The organism is Salegentibacter sp. 24, from assembly GCF_004362395.1.
Classification (GTDB): domain Bacteria; phylum Bacteroidota; class Bacteroidia; order Flavobacteriales; family Flavobacteriaceae; genus Salegentibacter.
On the sequence record NZ_SNWE01000025.1, the window covers coordinates 24157 to 42266 of the forward strand.

The 18110-nt window shown below is 34.1% G+C and carries 15 protein-coding genes; all 15 read right to left on the reverse strand.

Going from position 1 to position 18110, the window contains the following annotated elements; all coding sequences use genetic code 11:
- Positions 1-17: 17 nt before the first annotated feature.
- The 15 genes from DET49_RS15465 to DET49_RS15535 all read right to left on the reverse strand — a co-directional run bounded on the left by DET49_RS15465 (position 18) and on the right by DET49_RS15535 (position 18110).
- On the reverse strand, positions 18-1175 hold the full coding sequence (locus tag DET49_RS15465; protein ID WP_133549313.1) for a glycosyltransferase family 4 protein: 1158 nt from the start codon (positions 1173-1175) through the stop codon (positions 18-20).
- 26 nt (positions 1176-1201) lie between these two features.
- A complete protein-coding gene (locus DET49_RS15470) occupies positions 1202-2362 on the reverse strand; it encodes a glycosyltransferase family 4 protein (RefSeq protein ID WP_133549315.1) in 1161 nt (386 codons plus the stop codon).
- A 7-nt stretch (positions 2363-2369) separates the two neighbouring features.
- Positions 2370-3059, reverse strand: coding sequence for a glycosyltransferase family 29 protein (locus DET49_RS15475; protein ID WP_133549317.1), 690 nt, complete (start codon positions 3057-3059; stop codon positions 2370-2372).
- Positions 3060-3091: 32 nt separating this feature from the next.
- A complete protein-coding gene (locus DET49_RS15480) occupies positions 3092-3715 on the reverse strand; it encodes an HAD family hydrolase (protein WP_133549319.1) in 624 nt (207 codons plus the stop codon).
- The gene (locus tag DET49_RS15485; protein ID WP_133549321.1) at positions 3696-4382 is read right to left on the reverse strand and encodes a cytidylyltransferase domain-containing protein; all 687 of its coding nucleotides are present in this window, start codon (positions 4380-4382) and stop codon (positions 3696-3698) included. The genes DET49_RS15480 and DET49_RS15485 overlap by 20 nt, the downstream gene beginning before the upstream one ends.
- Positions 4379-5911: an aldolase catalytic domain-containing protein gene (locus DET49_RS15490; protein ID WP_133549323.1), complete on the reverse strand. Its 1533-nt coding sequence runs from the start codon at positions 5909-5911 to the stop codon at positions 4379-4381. The genes DET49_RS15485 and DET49_RS15490 overlap by 4 nt, the downstream gene beginning before the upstream one ends.
- 18 nt (positions 5912-5929) lie before the next feature.
- Positions 5930-6841 carry a glycosyltransferase gene (locus DET49_RS15495; protein WP_133549325.1) on the reverse strand — a complete coding sequence of 304 codons (912 nt, stop codon included), beginning with the start codon at positions 6839-6841 and terminating at the stop codon, positions 5930-5932.
- 10 nt (positions 6842-6851) lie between these two features.
- On the reverse strand, positions 6852-8312 hold the full coding sequence (locus tag DET49_RS15500; protein WP_133549327.1) for a hypothetical protein: 1461 nt from the start codon (positions 8310-8312) through the stop codon (positions 6852-6854).
- Positions 8309-10096, reverse strand: coding sequence for an ABC transporter ATP-binding protein (locus tag DET49_RS15505; protein ID WP_133549329.1), 1788 nt, complete (start codon positions 10094-10096; stop codon positions 8309-8311). The genes DET49_RS15500 and DET49_RS15505 overlap by 4 nt, the downstream gene beginning before the upstream one ends.
- A 45-nt stretch (positions 10097-10141) precedes the next feature.
- Entirely contained in the window at positions 10142-12043 is a 1902-nt protein-coding gene (gene asnB / locus DET49_RS15510; protein WP_133549331.1) for an asparagine synthase (glutamine-hydrolyzing), read from the reverse strand.
- Positions 12044-12094: 51 nt separating this feature from the next.
- Positions 12095-13060 carry a polysaccharide deacetylase family protein gene (locus DET49_RS15515; protein WP_133549333.1) on the reverse strand — a complete coding sequence of 322 codons (966 nt, stop codon included), beginning with the start codon at positions 13058-13060 and terminating at the stop codon, positions 12095-12097.
- 248 nt (positions 13061-13308) lie between these two features.
- On the reverse strand, positions 13309-14511 hold the full coding sequence (locus DET49_RS15520; protein ID WP_133549335.1) for a hypothetical protein: 1203 nt from the start codon (positions 14509-14511) through the stop codon (positions 13309-13311).
- Position 14512: 1 nt separating this feature from the next.
- Positions 14513-15454 (reverse strand): GNAT family N-acetyltransferase, encoded by a 942-nt coding sequence (locus DET49_RS15525; protein WP_133549337.1) that lies wholly within the window; start codon positions 15452-15454, stop codon positions 14513-14515.
- Between the two features lie 336 nt (positions 15455-15790).
- Positions 15791-16906: a glycosyltransferase gene (locus DET49_RS15530; protein ID WP_133549339.1), complete on the reverse strand. Its 1116-nt coding sequence runs from the start codon at positions 16904-16906 to the stop codon at positions 15791-15793.
- Positions 16907-17036: 130 nt separating this feature from the next.
- Complete coding sequence (locus DET49_RS15535) at positions 17037-18110, reverse strand: glycosyltransferase (RefSeq protein ID WP_166636591.1); 1074 nt, start codon at positions 18108-18110, stop codon at positions 17037-17039.

The window sequence follows — 18110 nt, forward strand, 5'->3', positions numbered from 1 at the left end:
ATTTTGGCACTACAAAACTAAGATTTTAAATATTGTTTTTCGAGGCTTTTGTATTCCTTTAACAGAATTTGCCAAAATTCATGCCGTTCATAATACTTGCAGATTTCCTTTCGAGCATTTGCTGACAATCTCTGGGTATAAGTCTTATTTTCAATAAATAATTCCATCGCGGTAACCAGTGCAGAAACATCTTTAACAGGAATAATAACACCATTAATACCTTCTACTACAATTTCATTACAGCCATTAATATCACTCACTATGGCTGGTAAATTCATTGCTCCGGCTTGCATCACCACATTAGGAAAACCTTCCCGATAACTCGGAAATGCCAGGGCGTTTGAAATAGCGAAATAAGGTCGTACATCTTCCTGGTAACCAGAAGTGAAAATTTTTTGGTTATCGCGTATAGTTTTAAAAGTCTCATCTTTTAAAGGATCCAGTTTCTTTTCAAAAGGACCAACGAGCAGTAAAGAAACATTCTTCTTTTTTATCTTTTTAAAAGCTTCAACAAGTTCATTTATACCTTTTTCTCCAACCAATCTTCCAACAAAAATAAATACAAAATCATCCTGTGGAATTCCAAGTGCCTGTCGCTTATTTTTCTTTTGAGTTTCATCGAATTGGTTTGGATCAAAGTATTTAGTATCAATCCCATTGGAACTACCTTTCCCTAGTACTTTTAATTTACCCTTTTCTGTAAAACCTTCCACAAAGATAATATCTCTTAAACCCCGGGAATTAGGATAGACCTTTGTTGCTAATTTATAGGTGAATTTTTCCACAAGATTTAAGAGCCTTCGCTTAATTCCTGTTGTCTCTAATAAAGGTAAACCAGCTACGGTATGCAGCCTTACTGGTACCCCGGCCATCTTAGCTGCCAGCATACCGACAATACCCGCTTTTGGAGTATGTGTATGGACAATTTCAGGTTTCTCCCTTTTGAAGAAATTGTAAAGTTTCCATACCGCTTTTAAATCCTGTAAAGGGGTAATCGATCTGGTCATTTCCACCCAGAAGGTCTTCACTCCATTTCTATTACTGTATTTCCTCAAACGCTCCTTTTCCGCAGCCACCGCAATTACTTCATAATAGCGGTTCATATAAGTCAGTTGACCCTCCAGGAGCTTTTCGAGCGAAAGTGGTATGGTTGTGATGCGAATGAGTTTTTTCATTAGTGCTTCTGTATAAAATATTCTAATTATTTTAGGTTTCCCATTGCAGTAACAATCCTTTCAGTATATTTCTTCCACGTAAAATTGCTTTCTAGCGAAGTAATTAAATGCTGCTTGTAGCTCAACTTACTTCTTAAATCAGGATCTGTAATCAAACGAAATAAATGAGATTTCAATTCTGTCTTATCTTGAGAAGTCAACAACAAATCCTCCCCGTCTAAAAACATTTTCTCAACTGAAGGAATACGAGGTGCAATAACCGGGAGTCCAACAGAAAGATATTCAAAAATTTTCAAGGGATTCATATAAGTATTAGCATAGTGATGAACAGCCAGATCGAAACAATTAAGGTTTATATTTATATTTTCATGCCTGGTCCATCCCCTGAATATAACTTTCCCCTCTAGCCTCAATTTTTTCACTTTATCTTTTAGCTTTGCCATTGCCGGGCCATCACCAATAATCACCAGGGCTAAATAAGAAAACTCCTTATGCAAGTCAAAAAAGGCCTCGATGAGGATCTCAAGTTTTTTATGATGGTCCAGAGTTCCAATGTAACCAATTATAAAAGAGTCTAGAGGATAATTCAGTGTTTTACGTAAACTCCGCTTATTATTTAAAGGAAAGAATTTATCTGTATCTGTTCCATTATGAATAACAAAATCCCTGGTCTGATCTAGATAATCCCCCATTATAGCTTTCCGGGAAAACTCTGATATAAAAATGTTTAAATCGGCCTGCTGATAGGCCTTCCTTTGTAATTTTCGAAATTTATTTTTGAAAGCTATGTTTCTAAATGGCTCATCAAAAGGAGAACCGTTAACCTGGGTGCAAATCTTCAACTCTGGAAATTCCTTTTTAAGCTGGTGGATCTGCAGAAAATTGGAATCAATTTGCATAAACAGAACATCAGGCTTGAACTGTAGAATCTTTTCCTTTAAGGCCTTCATATAAAAACTACTCCTGCGATAAAAAAAAACAACTTGCAGCAAAGGAATTGCTTTAAGCTTATTTTTAATTCCCGAATTTTCACTATTACCACTGCTAAATTCTCTTTTTACTTTTAAAGGAAAAATAGTTTTCTCTTCAATTACCGCCATGTTATCCAATTGCTTAAAAAATTCTTTAGACTGGATACTTCCCCCGTGATTGGCGTAAAAAGATGTGGAATAATAAAGTAGCCTCATATTATTTTTATAATCGAATCAATGTATTTAAGGTTTCGTCCATTTTTATGCAATTGCAGGAAGTCAGGTTCAATTGCTTTTTAAACACTTCAAATTCAAGATCGGGGTTATGGATACCCTGTCTTTTCAAATGTTCATTATTTTTAGACAGATCTGTCAATTCTTTCCGATATCCCTGTGCATAAGGTGTTTTAAAAAATGTAAAACCTGTTATATAAATTTCTTTACAATCACTCATCAGCACTCCTATTACAGCAGAAAACCCAACCGTTGGAACATAACCTTGAAGTTTCTCTTCAATAGATTTGGAAATCTTCGGGGCTAAAATATAGGTCCTTTTTATTTTTAAGTGCCGTTTATAAAAATTAAGGTGTGTTCTTAGCCCTTTCCGGGAATAGTTTGGGTTTATTAATTTTTCGATCCCCATATTTTCAAATTTTCTAAAATCAATCTCCCCTCCACCGCTAAAGTCATTTTCGTAAAAACTATGAAATAGGTAAGTGAATTTCGTTCCTAAATAAACCGATTTTTTCTTCTCCCACACCTGTGCAGCTTTATTGATTCTAATCACAATATCATATGAATCAATGAGTCCCCCGTTTTGTTCTTCAAAAATGGAATTAGCTGCTCCAACTATGGCAACCCGCTTGTTTTTTAAATTCCTTTTAATGTTAAATATCCTTAGGGATAATAACATTAAAATTAGTGCGTAAATTGTCCTGATAACTTTCAAAAAAATGAACTTATATATTTTTTCCCTTCCTTATTTAAATTTTCGTTATTGAAACCATAAAAAACTAAATTATTGGATGCTGCTGCTTCCATGTCATTTTTAGAATCCCCAATTAAACAGAGCTTTGTTGGATCATAACTAAATTCACGAATCAAATTACTAACAAGTTCTATTTTTGGGGTTGGAGAACCCCAAATCGTCTTAAAATATTGAGAGATGTTCAATTGTTCACATAGATACCTCAATTCCTTTCCATCCGAACCAGAGACAATATGCATTGTATACTTTTTATAATTTTGTTCTATAAAACTAATTGTTTCGGCAATAAGGTTCTCCCTGGAACAAAGTTTATTTCTCATTATACTTGAATAGCGGTCTGTAAAGGTTTTCAATTTTTCATCACTTAGAGCCTCTGCTCTGATTGCTTCGAAAAAATACCGAAACTTAACATAGCGGGACAATCCTCCATTTTCCCTATGAAATGCTAAAAGTTGTTCTATTTGTTCTTCTGGATATTTTTCGAGAACTTGCTTAAAACCGTATTCCCTCACTGGCATGGAGTTCAAAATAACCCCGTCAAAATCCCATAATATCACTGCTTTATCTGTAAAACCTATCATAAACTGCTTCTGCTATTTTAAAATCTTCTTCGTAATCTATATCCAGGGAAACAATCTTATTCTGGGTGTGTAAAATTGGTTTGGTGCCTGTTCTATTTCCCATCTTATAATTTTCTCTCGCAGTTAAAAATATAGCGTTATTTATTTCAAAACAATCAGATAAATCCTGGGTCCTGGGCCAGGACAATTCTGTATTATTATTTACAAATTTACCAGATTTTTTATCCAGGAGGAATTCTTTATAATCCCTTCCAGAAATCAAGGAATCATAGTTCTTCTTCAATCCCGTATCATAAAATTCAATAGCCTTAATATATTCCAGCGCATCGCAAAATGGAGAAGTTACATGAGTCCATAAAACTGAATCTCCGGAACATACCATTCCAGCATGCTCTATTAATTCACGGAGGGGCGTAGTTGATTTTCCCAGTTCACCAGGCCTTTCAATTACTTTAAGGTTCTTTATCTTATCTTTAAAAGAACTAGCAATCTTAAGACTGTCCTCATCATCTGTGGAGACTACAATTTCATAGTTCTCCTTTATACTTTCTAACTGCCTAAGTTTTAGGTTTAGCAAACCGCCTTTAATCCCGGCAAAATCACGAGTATTCTTTTTAAGTACCCGTTCACTCCCTTTTCTTACCGGTATAAAAATGGAATATTTCATTTAAAAAAGGAATAAATTGAAGTTTTTCTAATAGTATATTCAGTAGGGGTTACCGACATTATCCGGAGGTTTTCCTGCTGGTAATGCCTGAAAACCATCTCATTCTCTATAAATAATTCTTGCTGAGCTTTATTAAATATATTTCCGTAGCCATCATACCCGATTAGATAAACTTCCTTAGCTTTAAATGCTTTTGCCGTTTTTAAACAATATTCCGTAACTGAATCTGGAAAATAGTATTCTTCTTCAGGTAATAATTTATAAAATACTAGATTATTTAAATCTTCAGAATGTTGATGTTCCGGAGGAATTACCAGGAATCGAGCTTCTAATTCTTCTGGAGATAAATAATTTTTAAGCCTCTGCAATTCCTTCCCGGGGATTAAATGAATTTGAGGATTTTCTAATCCCTTAAAAATATTAGTGTTTTTTGAGCTGGCAAATATTATTGGAATTTTAGGATTATCTTTCAAAAATTCCTGTATGGCAATTTTATGCTGTTCCGCCGAGCTACCCCCTCCTATAATAAATACTTTAGAGCTTTTTTCCAAAGGACTGAAAACATTGATATTTAGGACCTTACTCAATTTTTCACCTTTTCCGGTAACATTGTGGATAATATTATCCAAGGAAAAATATCTTTTATTGACCTGCTCTTTTACTTTATTCTGAGGCAGGGAAAAACTGCCTGAAACCATATAAGGAAGATTGGTTCCCCAATTGTATTTAGGTTTAAGTTCCAGAAAAGCTTCCAAAACTTCCAGCAAAACATCAAATTTAACCTCAAGTTTATTACGCTGATATAAGATACTTAATAATAATTCCGTTTTTAGGTTTCCAGCTCCTCTTCCCATACCATCAATGGTAGCGTCAATAATATCAGCACCGTTTTGAATAGCTGCCAACGAATTAGCCAGGGCCATTTCAAGGTTATTGTGTCCATGAAAACCCAGACCAATTGTTAGCTCTGATTTCAAATAAGTGAAAATCCTTTCAACATCTTCTGGAAAAAGTCCGCCGTAAGAATCAACCACGTAGAAATAATCACAAGCTATATTAAGGGCTTTTACTTGAGAAATTGTGGGAAATTGAACCTCCCATTTACTGGCATACATTAAATTAAAAGCTACCTGAAAGCCAAGCTCTTTGACTGCGGCCGACAATTCTATGCCCCGGTCAAAATTTTCGGGGGCTACAGCTAGCCTGACCATTTTAATTTGTCCTATACAGGGTTTTAATAATGGCTTAACTTTGTCTGTCCTAACATCCTTTTCGTTCAATATTATCGCCAGGTCTTTATTTGTTTGAGCCTTTATTTTTTCAATCACAAAAGCGGGTAAATAAAAATGTCTCCCAGAATAATTTCCTTTTGGAGGGGACCTATAGCCTATCTCTATAACATCAATGGGCAATTTGTTCAACGCGGAAAAATAAGTTGTCACCAAATCTTCATTAAAATCCCAATTGGTATAATACCCTCCATCACGTAAGGTGCAATCTAGTATTAACGGAAAGTTATTTGAATTCATTAAATAGAATTTGGAACTTTATTTATTTAAAGGAATATTTAAGATATAATTATCATTAAAAAAATCAATTAAAGCTTTTTTATGATAGTAAATAAATTTTTTGCCATATTTAAAACCATATCTGAATGACCACAGGGATTTTATTACAATTTTGAAAATATTGTAAGCCAATGCAAAAAAGTATCTATTCTCTTTTAAAATGAATAGAAGGTTACGCGAGCTAAAATATTGTCGCCTCAAATCTCCAGCTCTTGTACCTGACTTTTTTACATAACGATAACTATCATCTCCATTTTTATCAAGTTGTCTTTTTTTATACCAGGATTTTGCATCCACAAAAATTCCAGCCCCCTGTTTTTTAAATTTTAAACATATATCGAGATCTTCAAAAGCAAAAAAAAGTTTTTCTTCAGGATAAGTTTTTTCATTCAAATAATGAGTATTGATTAGCATACCGTGTCCTCCGGGTACCATATCCACTTCAATAATATCTTTTGCCTTTAACTGTTTATTGGAAAGTGAGCGAATCGTACCGGTCCATTTATTAAACATTCCACCCTTACCTCCAATAATTCCAGCAACAATCCCCTGTCTTTCCAATTTTTCTTTACAAATAAAAAGCTCCGAGCACACTTGATTATCTCTGGGTGGATTATCATCATCACCCCAAAAAATCCATTGATAATTTAATGCTTGAAGTTTTTTTAAACCCAGTTTTGAACCTCCTGCTGGTCCTGCATTATATCCGGTTTTAAAATAGTTGACTTCAGCATACTTTTTATCCAAATTTAATTTGTCAATAGAATCATCAAGGCTATTGTCTATAATAAGAATATATTCAGGAGGTTCAGATTGCGATCTAAGAACATCTATATATTTAATTAAAGCCAAAGGCCTTTCAAAACAAATTATAAAAGCAGCATATCTCAAATTTAAATAGTTAAGCTATTCTTATCTTAAAGGCCCAGTAAATCAGTTGTATAATTTTGGCCTTTAACCTTTGGGTAAATTTATAAAAGAAAACCCGTTTTCCTTTTAAGAAAATACCTTTACCTTTTCTATCCTCAAAGTAATATTTCGCTTTTACCCCTCCGTCTAAATAATAATATCCAAATTTCAGTATATCTTGAGATGCTTTTGAAGATAGCCTGGCACTGAGCAAATCTTTAATGTCAAGCTTACTATCAGGTACATACACAAAGTCCTGGTAAAAATAATAACATTTCCCCAGCAAAATAACGGGTTTACCAATAAGTGATGCTTCCATCCCGGTTGTTGAACCAAACACTACCACTTTTGAAGCTATCTTCATCAAAGCATAGGTATGTATACTACTTGTGGGGCCGATAACATGTACATTAGGGTAAATTTGATCAAGCTTTTTAATATAGGATACATAATCAAAATTAACATACTGTAAATTTGGATGCATCCTTATGATCAGGTTGGCTTGTTTAAAGTCCTTCCCGACCAATTCCGCTAAGTAGGAAAGCCCTTCATTTTGATCTTTGAAAAAAGGGTTTTTAAAATGATCCCCTAGAGCGGCATACTCATCGTCTGAACTCGTAAAAACAACTATATTCTCACTCTTTTCATCAATAAAAGACGGTAATTCTCCTTCCGTTTGTGTTGCTACATATGACGGCATATTTACCCCTTCCCCTATTCTCTTTCTATCAAAAAACTCCCGACCTAATTCTTCTTTCTCATTTACAGTCAGCGGAGAATCTTTCCAATTTTTTTCCACATTTTGCCATCTCGCCTTTATATCTTGAGGCAGGGTATTTTTAAAGAATTCAATGTTTCCTCCAAGACTAGGTCTTTCCAGGTTCCAACAATCTATACCTTGTGCTAAACTTGCTTTTAAAACCGCCCTTACATATTCCTGTCTGCCGTTAAAATTATATACTATATTAAAATTATACTTCGCGATATAATCTCTGATTCCCAAGTAGAGACAAAGGGCATTCTCAACCAGTTCCCTTACCGGAAATTCGTCCATCTTGGTTAAATACCTATCCCGGGTTATCGAAATATAAGTGCTTAGGCTAGCCTCCCCTACTTCAAAATTATCATATACCAGATCAAAATAATTTCCTTGATATTCTTTAAAAAGCCTATTCGCAAGTAACCTATGCTCTTTTTTAATTATATCATCAATCTTTATATGCTGATAGTTCCCTTCAATAAGCTGTAAAGAATTCTTAACCCCGGTCTTACATCTATAACAAATATCAGGTTGTTTTTCCTTATTAAAATAACAAAGATCAAAGCTATTTGAACAGGTTAAATAGTGTATATCAGCTTCAGGGAATTCATCGATTTGAGTTTGTAGCCAGTCTGGCATGATACCTCGGGAGTAGCTATTAATTCCATAAATTGCCGCTATAAGTATCTTCATAGTTCCTGTAAGCTTAGCATGCGTCGAAAACTTGCCGAAGAGTCTATCAATTCTGAGTATTTTCCGGTAGCTTCTATTTTACCATTTTGCAACATTATAATTCTGTCAGCTCCTTTAATAGTGGAAATCCTGTGAGCGATAATCAACATGGTATAAGCCCCTTTCAATTTATCAAGCTTCATGTGTATTTCTGCTTCGGTTTCACTATCTAAAGAAGATGTCGCCTCATCAAGTAACAAGAGATCAACATCTTTATAAAGCTCTCTGGCGATAGATAATCGTTGTTTCTGTCCGCCACTAACATTAATCCCATTATTCCCTAAGATACTATTTTCCTTTCCGGGTAAAGAGTCCACGAAATCCAATATAGCTGCCTTTTCAATTGCAGTGTAAAAGCGTTTTAGATTATAATCGCTTTTTTCGGCCCAAAAAGTTACATTATTAAAAATGCTGTCACTAAAAATTACCGGATCCTGGACGATGTACCCGATTTTTTTTCGATAGGAATTCGGTTTGAAGTCAGAGATGTTATACCCGTCAATCAAAATCTCACCGGAAGTTGGTTTTAATATTCCGGTAAGTAAATTGATTAAGGTTGATTTTCCAGATCCACTAGGACCAACTATGGCAAGGGTTTCATTTTTTTTAATGGCTAACTGAAAATGTTTTAATACCAGGTTTTTTTCTTCATATGTAAAGCTCAAATTCCTAAATACTATGTTTTCTTTAAGTCCCGGAAATTCTAAATTACCGGCTACCTCTTTATTTCTGGAAAGATCCTGGGTAAACTCCTGTATATTCTCAATACTTCCAGAAACGCCTAAAAACATATTCCATTGTTCCTGTGCTGCCATAAAAAAAGTTATTGCACGGTAAAGTAACAGCAAACTTAAGAGTATACCTCCCACTACTTCATCAAATAACTGGACATAGAAAAATATTGCCCCGAAAATAACAAGAATACTTATAGGTTCGCGAATACTTCCAAGAGCCGCATCTACCATCCCTAGTTTTCTCTGAACAAACTCCATCTCATTAATATTATTCTTTAATTTGGAACTATAAGTAGACAAAAGACCGGTCGCTTTGAGATATTTATACAAACTAACCTTTTGCATTAAAAGTTTGTGAAAAATGTGACTTTTAGCAACAAGTTGTCTTGAAAAATATTTGGTCCTAGCATAAAGAAATTTAAACGCCTGATTAACGATTAGTCCTCCTGATATAACAAGAATTGTAAACTTCCAGTCCGATCCCAAGGCGAGAGCGAAATATACCAGAATAAGCACGAAAAATTGTATGGCCTTAAAATAAAACCGATTAGCCATATTTAATTTATTCACTTCACTGCTTAAGGTATTCTGAATTTTACCGGCATCAGCTTTCACAAATTGATCATAAGAATAATTATTTAGAAGTTCTAAAGTTTCAAACCTAATTTTCCGCATAAAAATTTGCATTAGAATGGTCCTGGTATAAGATTCAAAAAATTTCATAATCCCTTTAAGACTAAAAAATAAGAAAATCAAAAAAAAGATATTTAATAAAGTAGGATTGATTTCCAGGGTGTTTAAAATAAAATTACTTACGGCATCGCTATCCTCTGCAAGAGCTTCTCCGTCCTTTCTCACCACCAATTGAATTAAGGGAATGAATAATGCCAAGCCAAGACCATCCAGGACTCCAACGCCCAAACTGAGCCCTAATGCCGCAACAATTCGCCAACCCAGATACTTGTAAAAGAACTGAAAATGTTTAAAATTATTTTTTAAACTGAATTTCAAAGGCTTTGATTTAATTACACAAATTATAAAAATATAAGACTTTGTTTATAAACCCGAATAGGTTTCTTTATACCATTTTTGAAAACAGAAAAAGGCCCAAACTCTAAAAGTATTATCCTGTTTTCCTGAGATATGATTTTCAACCAGGTTTTGTACAAACTCCTTTTTGAATAAATTCTGTTGTTCTAAAAAATTATTATCCATATAGGATTCCAGTTCCGGCTTCAGGTAGCCTCTTAACCAGTCGCCCACCGGAATACCAAAACCTTTTTTCGATTTATTCAAAAAATCTTTTGGAAAATATTCCTTAAAAGCTTCCTTTAAAATGTATTTCTTATCCCAACCTTTCATTAAATAATTTTCGGGAAGCTGACTCGTGAAATCCCAAAGCTTTTTATTCAGAAACGGTGCTCTTGATTCCAGGGAGGTCAGCATACTGGTGCGGTCAACTTTGACCAGCATATCACCTTCAAGACTTAAGATCTTATCAATATTCCGGAAATCTGTCAGGTTTTTTGCTTTATTCCCCAGTTTACTTTTATAAGGCTTAAATACTTCCGACTTCACCCATTTTTCTTTTAATAAAAGAGAAACCTCCTCGCTCTGAAATGCAAGGGAGATAATATTATAATAAAAATCGCCCTCATAATTGATCGCATTCATCAACTTTCTGAGCCTAAAACGGTTTCCACGTTTATCGTCCTGGGTACTTAAAAGTTTATTTGCTGCATCCCTCAATTTACCATGAAAATTCTCCGGTACCACAGCGGAATATTTGTGGTTCATTTTTCCGATATAATACTTGTTATACCCTCCGAAAATTTCATCTCCGCCATCGCCCGTGAGCGCGACCTTAACATGCTGTCTTGTTTTATTTGCTACAAGGTACGTAGGAAGAGATGAAGAATCTGCAAAAGGCTCGTCAAAATTCAACAATATTTCATCTAAATTGCCCTTCAGATCATCTACAGACACTATAAATTCATGGTGATTACTGTTAATAATATTCGCTACCGTTCTTGACTTATCTGATTCATCGAAAGATTTTTTTTCAAAGCCTACAGAGAACGTATCAATATTAGTATCAAGCTGTTTCGATAATGCAAGCGAGACTACAGAAGAATCTACACCCCCGGAGAGAAAAGTACCCAAGGGCACATCAGCCACAGACCTGCTTTTCACACTCTCCAGCACTAACTCGTGTGTTAATGATTTAGCTTCTTGAAAAGATATATCAGGATCAATCTCAATATTCCTTTCTGTTTTAATGGGCAAGATTTCCAATTCAAGGCTATCTGTTGAAATCTCCATATAATGATTAGCCTCTAACTTATATACCTCTTCGTAAATAGAATAAGGTGCCGGGATATAGGTTAACCTAAAAAAAAGATTAAAACCTTCTTTTGAAATCTGAGGCTTTCCATTTAAGTTTTTCACTAAAGATTTCAATTCAGAACCCCATATTATTTGATTTTCGGTTCTTGAATAGTAAAGAGGTTTTTCACCAAAAAAATCCCTGGTAATAAATATTTTGTTTTTAGTTCTATCATAAATGCTAAAGGCAAACATGCCATCCAACATTCCAAAACTGTCTGTACCCCATTCCTCGTAAGCCTTTAAAATCGCCTCAGTATCTGAGGTAGTTTTAAATTCATGTCCCTTTTTCAGAAGAATTTCTTTTAGTTCTCGGTAATTATATATTTCACCATTAAAAAAAATGAGCATTTCCTCAGATTTATTAAATATTGGCTGCGCCCCTGTCCCCAGATCGATAATGGAAAGTCTGCGCATCGCCATTCCAATCGAAGATGAAACATTAGATTCGGTAAAAAAACCATCCTGATCTGGACCCCGATGAATAATTTTATTATTCATCTCTTCAAGCTGGTGTCTTAAATCTTCCTGGCTTATTTGCCCTTTCTTAATAAAACCGTTAATTCCGCACATATATTATTTCTAAAGCCTGCAAATATATAAGTATAAAGCCAAATTTTATTTTTAAAGCCCGAACAGCTTTCCAGTTTCACACATATTTAACGATATATAGCCATATTTTTGTCGTAAAGTGTCAAAATGCATTAGTAGTTCTTCCAAATCCTTTAAATTCTCCTGTGGATGATCCCCAAAGTTGTGTGGATGCCACCATAGATGATAAAATTCCTTAGCTTTGGCAGCTTTGGTCATTTCATTTTTAATCCTTTTTAATTTCAAGGTATTCAACCTTTTATTGGGGTAATAAGGCCTTAGTAATCTACTAGCCTTTTGAGAAAATGGATGATTACCTGCAACAATATTTTCAGAAAGTTTATAAGATTTATTATTTGGACCAATATAGGCATCTCCTGTTCTAAAGACTTTATTTATTAAAGATTCACTTTTAGTATCCTTCCAATACCAATTGCTAGGATTTGACCGGACATTTTGAATTCCCTGCTTTTTACATACTTCCAAATATTTCTCATTAAACTGATTTCGGGGAAAAACTAATGATTTTAACTCCACTCCCAGCTTCTTAGCCATCTTGATAGATAGTCGAAGATCTGTTTCAAAACTCTCGATGGTCTGTCCCTTCTCAAGGCAATAATAATGTGAATAGGTATGAGTGGCAACCTCCTGTAATGGAGTATTTTTAATTTGATTTATAAGGCCGGGAGCAAAACACAATGCTTCGGTTTCATTTGATTGAATTGCCATCCCATATTTGTAGGCTGAGAGAGCTGCATTGGAATATTCTGGATAGTTATCTGGTTTATTAGTATTCCATTCTTCCCAATTCTCATTGAACAGCATTCCTACAGTAGCCCAGGTACAGGAAATATTATATTTGTCAAAAAGTTGGAGAATTTGCGGAATAAGTTCCCGGGTATTTTTAAAGTACTCTTTTTTTTCCCTCCAATCAACCTTATCAAAAACGCCCCACAGTAATTCAAAATCCAGTGAAATAACTAAAGCCCCATTTTTCATATCTTATAATTATATTCGAAACTAACAACAAATTGTAATGAACATTTGTGAATGTCTAAAAATAAATACATTACAATATAATCCTCTACTTAACCAAAATTAATAACCCCAATACGCCCTCCATATGAAACCCATCAAAGAGTGTGCTATGGAAAAGCTGTTTCTTTTAATTTTCAAATTTCTTTGGACCACTTGATGGAATTCAAAGACCAAACAGCCTCAAATGACCATTGAAATTAACTAATTCCTCAAACAGTTGCCAATTCACTCTTCCTATTTCTTTCCCTAAGCCGTTTAAGTTTTAACAACTTATCATATTTTTTCTTAGCCAGATAGTAATAAATGACAAAGAATATATAGTACATAACCATAGATTTTTGTCGCATAATTATTCCCAGGTTAGACATAACGAAGGTCATGGCAAAAGAAGTACTTATAAATATTACAAAACTCATCTTCACCACTGCAGGAGATTTCTTTATAAATTTTATAAAATCTTTTTTCAAAATTTTAAAAAATAACAACAAATAGATCAGATTCTCGGCGGAAACTATTAAACCGAGCATGTTAGGTGCATCAATAAACAAAGGCCTAAACCAAAAGGTAAATAATTTAAAGGGCAAAGGATAAGAAGACATATCTACTCCAGATCCGGCTGAACTAAGATCTTCCGCCCGCTCTTCAGACTGTTCTTGGAAGTCAGCTATAATATTTTCGGAATTCTGCAAGTTCATTACCGCCAAAATCTGATCCTGCAATAAAACAAGGGCCCCACCAAGGGTTAAAAAAACAAGGGCCTTTTGCCAAAACGGAATTTTTTCTTTTCCGCTCATATATCCTAAGACTGTTCCTATAGCAACGAACATAAACATATGAGGTCTTATATAATAAATAATAATCGACCCCAGGATCAATAAATTAATACGCTTCTTAGGTTTTATAATTGCATAAGAAAACATCATTAAACCTAAAAAAATAGCAGATCCTTTTCCCAGAGAAGCAGTCCAGAAATGCATATTAGGAAAGAATAAAATAAGCGTTAACAGGTCAAAATTTTTAAATACTTTAATCTTAATAGGTATTTTTTCTCTTATAAATAAATATGCATATAAAAAACCCAGGTATCCGAACCAAGCGAAGGTTACCATGAGCATATCGTAAGAAAACCCGATAGAATAAAAGGGATAACCAAAAAAATGTATAAAGGCCGTATCGGTGCCAAATAATTCCAACCAACCACCTTGATGACCGGATATTTCTCTAAAGTAATTCTTAGAATCGGAAGGATTATTATAGGCATACCAGGTATAGACCCCGTAAAATACCAAATGATATAAATACAGTAAGTTGAGTTTCTTTTTATCAAAAAATGCATGTCGCTTAGAATAAGCTCCAAAAATCACCTGATTGAGGATGAAAAATAATATTATTAAAAAGAAAACTCCTAACATATTAAAACAACTCTAAGTCTCCTAAACTATTATTCCAGTTATTGATTTTTAAAAAATATGCCTGATCTTGATTCTTTAAACTTAACGCATTAAAAGTAAGTATTGGCCCTAGATTACCTTTTTTGCCACTCATAGAAATTAAATTGGGTGAAAAGCTAATAATATGGCAATTAAACCTAGAGACTAACTTATTGATGATTTTTTTAAGTTCCTTTATCCGGATTATATTCTCATCATATAGGCATTCAGCAATCCTAAATTCTCTAAACTTACCTCTCTTTTTTATATATATTGCTAGATAATATCCTGCTCCGGCGTCAATTTCATAAGATTGTAACGGATTTTTCTCATAACGCCACATCAAAATTTCAGCAGATTTAGGTGTAAATAATCCGGTTTTAGTGGCTAAATTCTTATTCCAGTTCTGGCATAATTCTTCTATCTGATTCTGAGAAATATTCTTGTTCAGTTTATAAACCGTTTCCTTATTTGTAAGATTCAAAAATGACAAAGAAGGTTTTAAACCTATATTAATTTTTCCAACCTTCCGCCAACCCATTTTCAGATATCCTGGCCTGCTTTTTTCATTCGGGGTATTAAAAATGAAATTATCATGATCCGCTTTTGCATAGTCAACAGCTTTTAATGTCAACTTTTTAAAAATACCTTTCCCCTGATGGTTAGGATGCGTCGCAGTATCTACCGCCCTTAGGGCAGAAAATTGTTTTGAGCCATGTTGCCATTTCCAACGCATAAATGCACGTACCCCAATTATTTTATTATCCTCTATAGCTAGGAAAACTATTGATTTCCCAAAGGGATTGTCAATATGCTTAAATCTCCACACTTTTTCTGAAAGCTCTAATTGACCCTCTCCAAGACTCGCTTTTAAAACATCAACAATATCAGGGATATCATTTTCATTAGCTACCCGAATCTCCATATTTATAAATTTATTTTTTATTTATATTATCTATTAAATTACAGATTAACGAGGTAATAATAACACCATAGTGTCCAGAAAGAGTTGTCCTAGCACTATCAATTGATCAAACACACAACTAATCAATTGGTTATAAGAAGATCATGATATAAACAGAAGTTCTTGGAGTGGTAACCCTATCCTATACATAAATCCACTGTATCTTCATTCAATTTCACTATACTTCTAAATATTGGTATTGTAAAAGAAAAAGGAATTTGGCAATCCTTTACTTCAACTAAACCATAACCAATTAAAATATTAATGATTCCACTACTTTATAATATTAAAATTTTATTAATCAACCATCAGCTCAAAATAACATTTCTCTAACTCTTCCACCATCGTGGACAGACTAAATGAAACTACCACCCGAATTCTTGCTGCCTCCTGTAATTCCTTCAGTCGTTCTGGTTTTTTTAATAATACCATGCAATTGGCTGCAAGTGCCGGGGCATCTCCAACTTCATTTAACAACCCGTCCCTATCACTTCTCACAGCTTCTACAACCCCCCCTGCTTTTGTCGAAACAATAGCGCAACCACATCCCATCGCCTCAAGTAAGGCTATAGGTAAACCTTCAAACTGAGAACTCATCATAAAAATATCCATAGCAGATAAATATGCTACGGTATTGGTTTGCAGTCCAGGAAGAAAAATCCTATTTTCCAAGCCGTATTCCCTAATAAGTCTTTTTATTTCCTGCTCTTTTGGCCCTGCACCCACTATCATACCGAACACCTCCGGAAATGATTCGTTAATTATTTTAAAAGCTTTCACCCAGGTCACAAGATCCTTTTGTTCCCTAAAAACCGCTAGATTTCCAATTATTAAAGCCTCGTCGGGAATATTCATTTCTTTCCTTAATTCTTCGGCTGCATTTTTATCTCTGCTAAACTTCTGGGTATTGACCCCATTTAACAAAGTTTGCACAGGAATTTTCGGGTTTATATTATTCTTTACTGACTTAGTTACATCAGCCGAAACTCCTAAAACTTTACTTTGCCAGTTAAAAGACAGTGCATTTAGTTTCCTGGTAACAATATGATAACGTTCCTGTATATTATGCTCGGTATAAATTACCGGGATTTCTATATTCTTAAAGACAAGCCTGGAAAGAAAACCAGACCAAGGTAAGTGGGAATGAATAATATCAATTTTATTCCTTTTGCAATAAACTGAGACCTCCTTATATTTTGAAAGCAATTTTATATTGTTTCCAGCTTCCATACAATTTACAATTCCTCCAGCTTCTTTAATTTCTGTTACCATCTGATTCTTCCACGGAAGAAAATAGATATAATGAAATTCAAATTTCTCTTTATTGTGCACTCTTAAGGTTTCCGGAAGTAGCATTTCTGCACCACCTCTTCCCAGAGATTTTATTATATGAAGTATCTTAAGTTTGGACATAGAGCAAATAAAGCTGTAAAGTTAAGCCATTAAACTCCTTTACCAAGAAATTTAAAATTAATTAAGATTTCAAAGTTCTATACCTCCTTAGATTCAAGGTAATTTAAAGTCATAGGTTAGAACCAGTTTTCTATTTACCAATAACCCTCTTATAAAACACCAAAAATTCTACTGCAAGCTTACTATTTATAAACTTTTCAGTGACCATTTCATAGGCTTTTTCTATTTGAGAACTATTAATTTTCTTTAAATTATCCAATATAGCATTAGTAAACTCCTTTTCATTCCCTTTTTCAACCAATGTACCGGTTTCAATATTAATAATTTCATTAATTCCCCCAACATCGTAAGCAACTACAGGAGTCTTACAATACATAGCTTCGAGTAACACTCCTGGCAGACCTTCGATATTACTTGGTAAAATTAAAAGCTGACTGGCTTTAATGTAATCTAATGGATTATTTACGAAACCATAAAATGTAACATATTCTTCAATACCAAACTCGCGTACTAAACCTTCAGTTTCAATTCTTAATGGACCATCACCAATCAAATGAAGCTGAGTTCTTGACTCTTTTTCAACTACTTTTTTAAAAATTCTTAATAGTCCTTCGTGATTTTTTTCAAAGGTAAAACCTCCTACATGTACAATATTATAATCGGCCTCATCAGAAAACTCTACAGGCTTAATATTTAATTCCCCCTCAAGGCCAATAGGAATTACTTTAGTTTTCAATTTCAAAAAAGGAAAATGCTCTATAAGGTCTTTTCTAGATTTTTCTGAGACGGAAGCAACCGCAGCTATGTTACGATAAAGAAAAGTATTAAACTTTTTTTGAAAATACTGATTCAAGTATTGTCCTACTTCACTGGCATTTCTAAAAATTATTGGAGTTTTCCAACCAAATATTCTTTTGGAAATAACAGAATACTTTAAGGTATCCCCAGAATTAGCTTGTACGATATCCGGTTGAAAATCCTTTATCTCCTTAGCTAATCTTTTCCATGCTTTCCAATCAAAAAATTGATCCTCTTGCCCATTTAAATTCCCTATGGGGCCTATCCACGGTAATTTTGATTTCCCATTATAAACAGTGACAATCTTAATATCATGTTTTAATCTCTTTTGGTGACTGGCTAACTGGCAAGCAAAGGTTTCAGCCCCTCTGTTCTGTGGTTTATGAATTAAATGAAGTATTTTCAC

What these genes read in the sequence shown, in the direction of transcription:
- DET49_RS15465 (WP_133549313.1), bottom strand. Translation starts at nt 1,175, where the DNA reads ATGAAAAAACTCATTCGCATCACAACCATACCACTTTCGCTCGAAAAG.
- DET49_RS15470 (WP_133549315.1), bottom strand. Translation starts at nt 2,362, where the DNA reads ATGAGGCTACTTTATTATTCCACATCTTTTTACGCCAATCACGGGGGA.
- DET49_RS15475 (WP_133549317.1), bottom strand. Translation starts at nt 3,059, where the DNA reads ATGTTATTATCCCTAAGGATATTTAACATTAAAAGGAATTTAAAAAAC.
- DET49_RS15480 (WP_133549319.1), bottom strand. Translation starts at nt 3,715, where the DNA reads ATGATAGGTTTTACAGATAAAGCAGTGATATTATGGGATTTTGACGGG.
- DET49_RS15485 (WP_133549321.1), bottom strand. Translation starts at nt 4,382, where the DNA reads ATGAAATATTCCATTTTTATACCGGTAAGAAAAGGGAGTGAACGGGTA.
- DET49_RS15490 (WP_133549323.1), bottom strand. Translation starts at nt 5,911, where the DNA reads ATGAATTCAAATAACTTTCCGTTAATACTAGATTGCACCTTACGTGAT.
- DET49_RS15500 (WP_133549327.1), bottom strand. Translation starts at nt 8,312, where the DNA reads ATGAAGATACTTATAGCGGCAATTTATGGAATTAATAGCTACTCCCGA.
- asnB (WP_133549331.1), bottom strand. Translation starts at nt 12,043, where the DNA reads ATGTGCGGAATTAACGGTTTTATTAAGAAAGGGCAAATAAGCCAGGAA.
- DET49_RS15515 (WP_133549333.1), bottom strand. Translation starts at nt 13,060, where the DNA reads ATGAAAAATGGGGCTTTAGTTATTTCACTGGATTTTGAATTACTGTGG.
- DET49_RS15520 (WP_133549335.1), bottom strand. Translation starts at nt 14,511, where the DNA reads ATGTTAGGAGTTTTCTTTTTAATAATATTATTTTTCATCCTCAATCAG.
- DET49_RS15525 (WP_133549337.1), bottom strand. Translation starts at nt 15,454, where the DNA reads ATGGAGATTCGGGTAGCTAATGAAAATGATATCCCTGATATTGTTGAT.
- DET49_RS15530 (WP_133549339.1), bottom strand. Translation starts at nt 16,906, where the DNA reads ATGTCCAAACTTAAGATACTTCATATAATAAAATCTCTGGGAAGAGGT.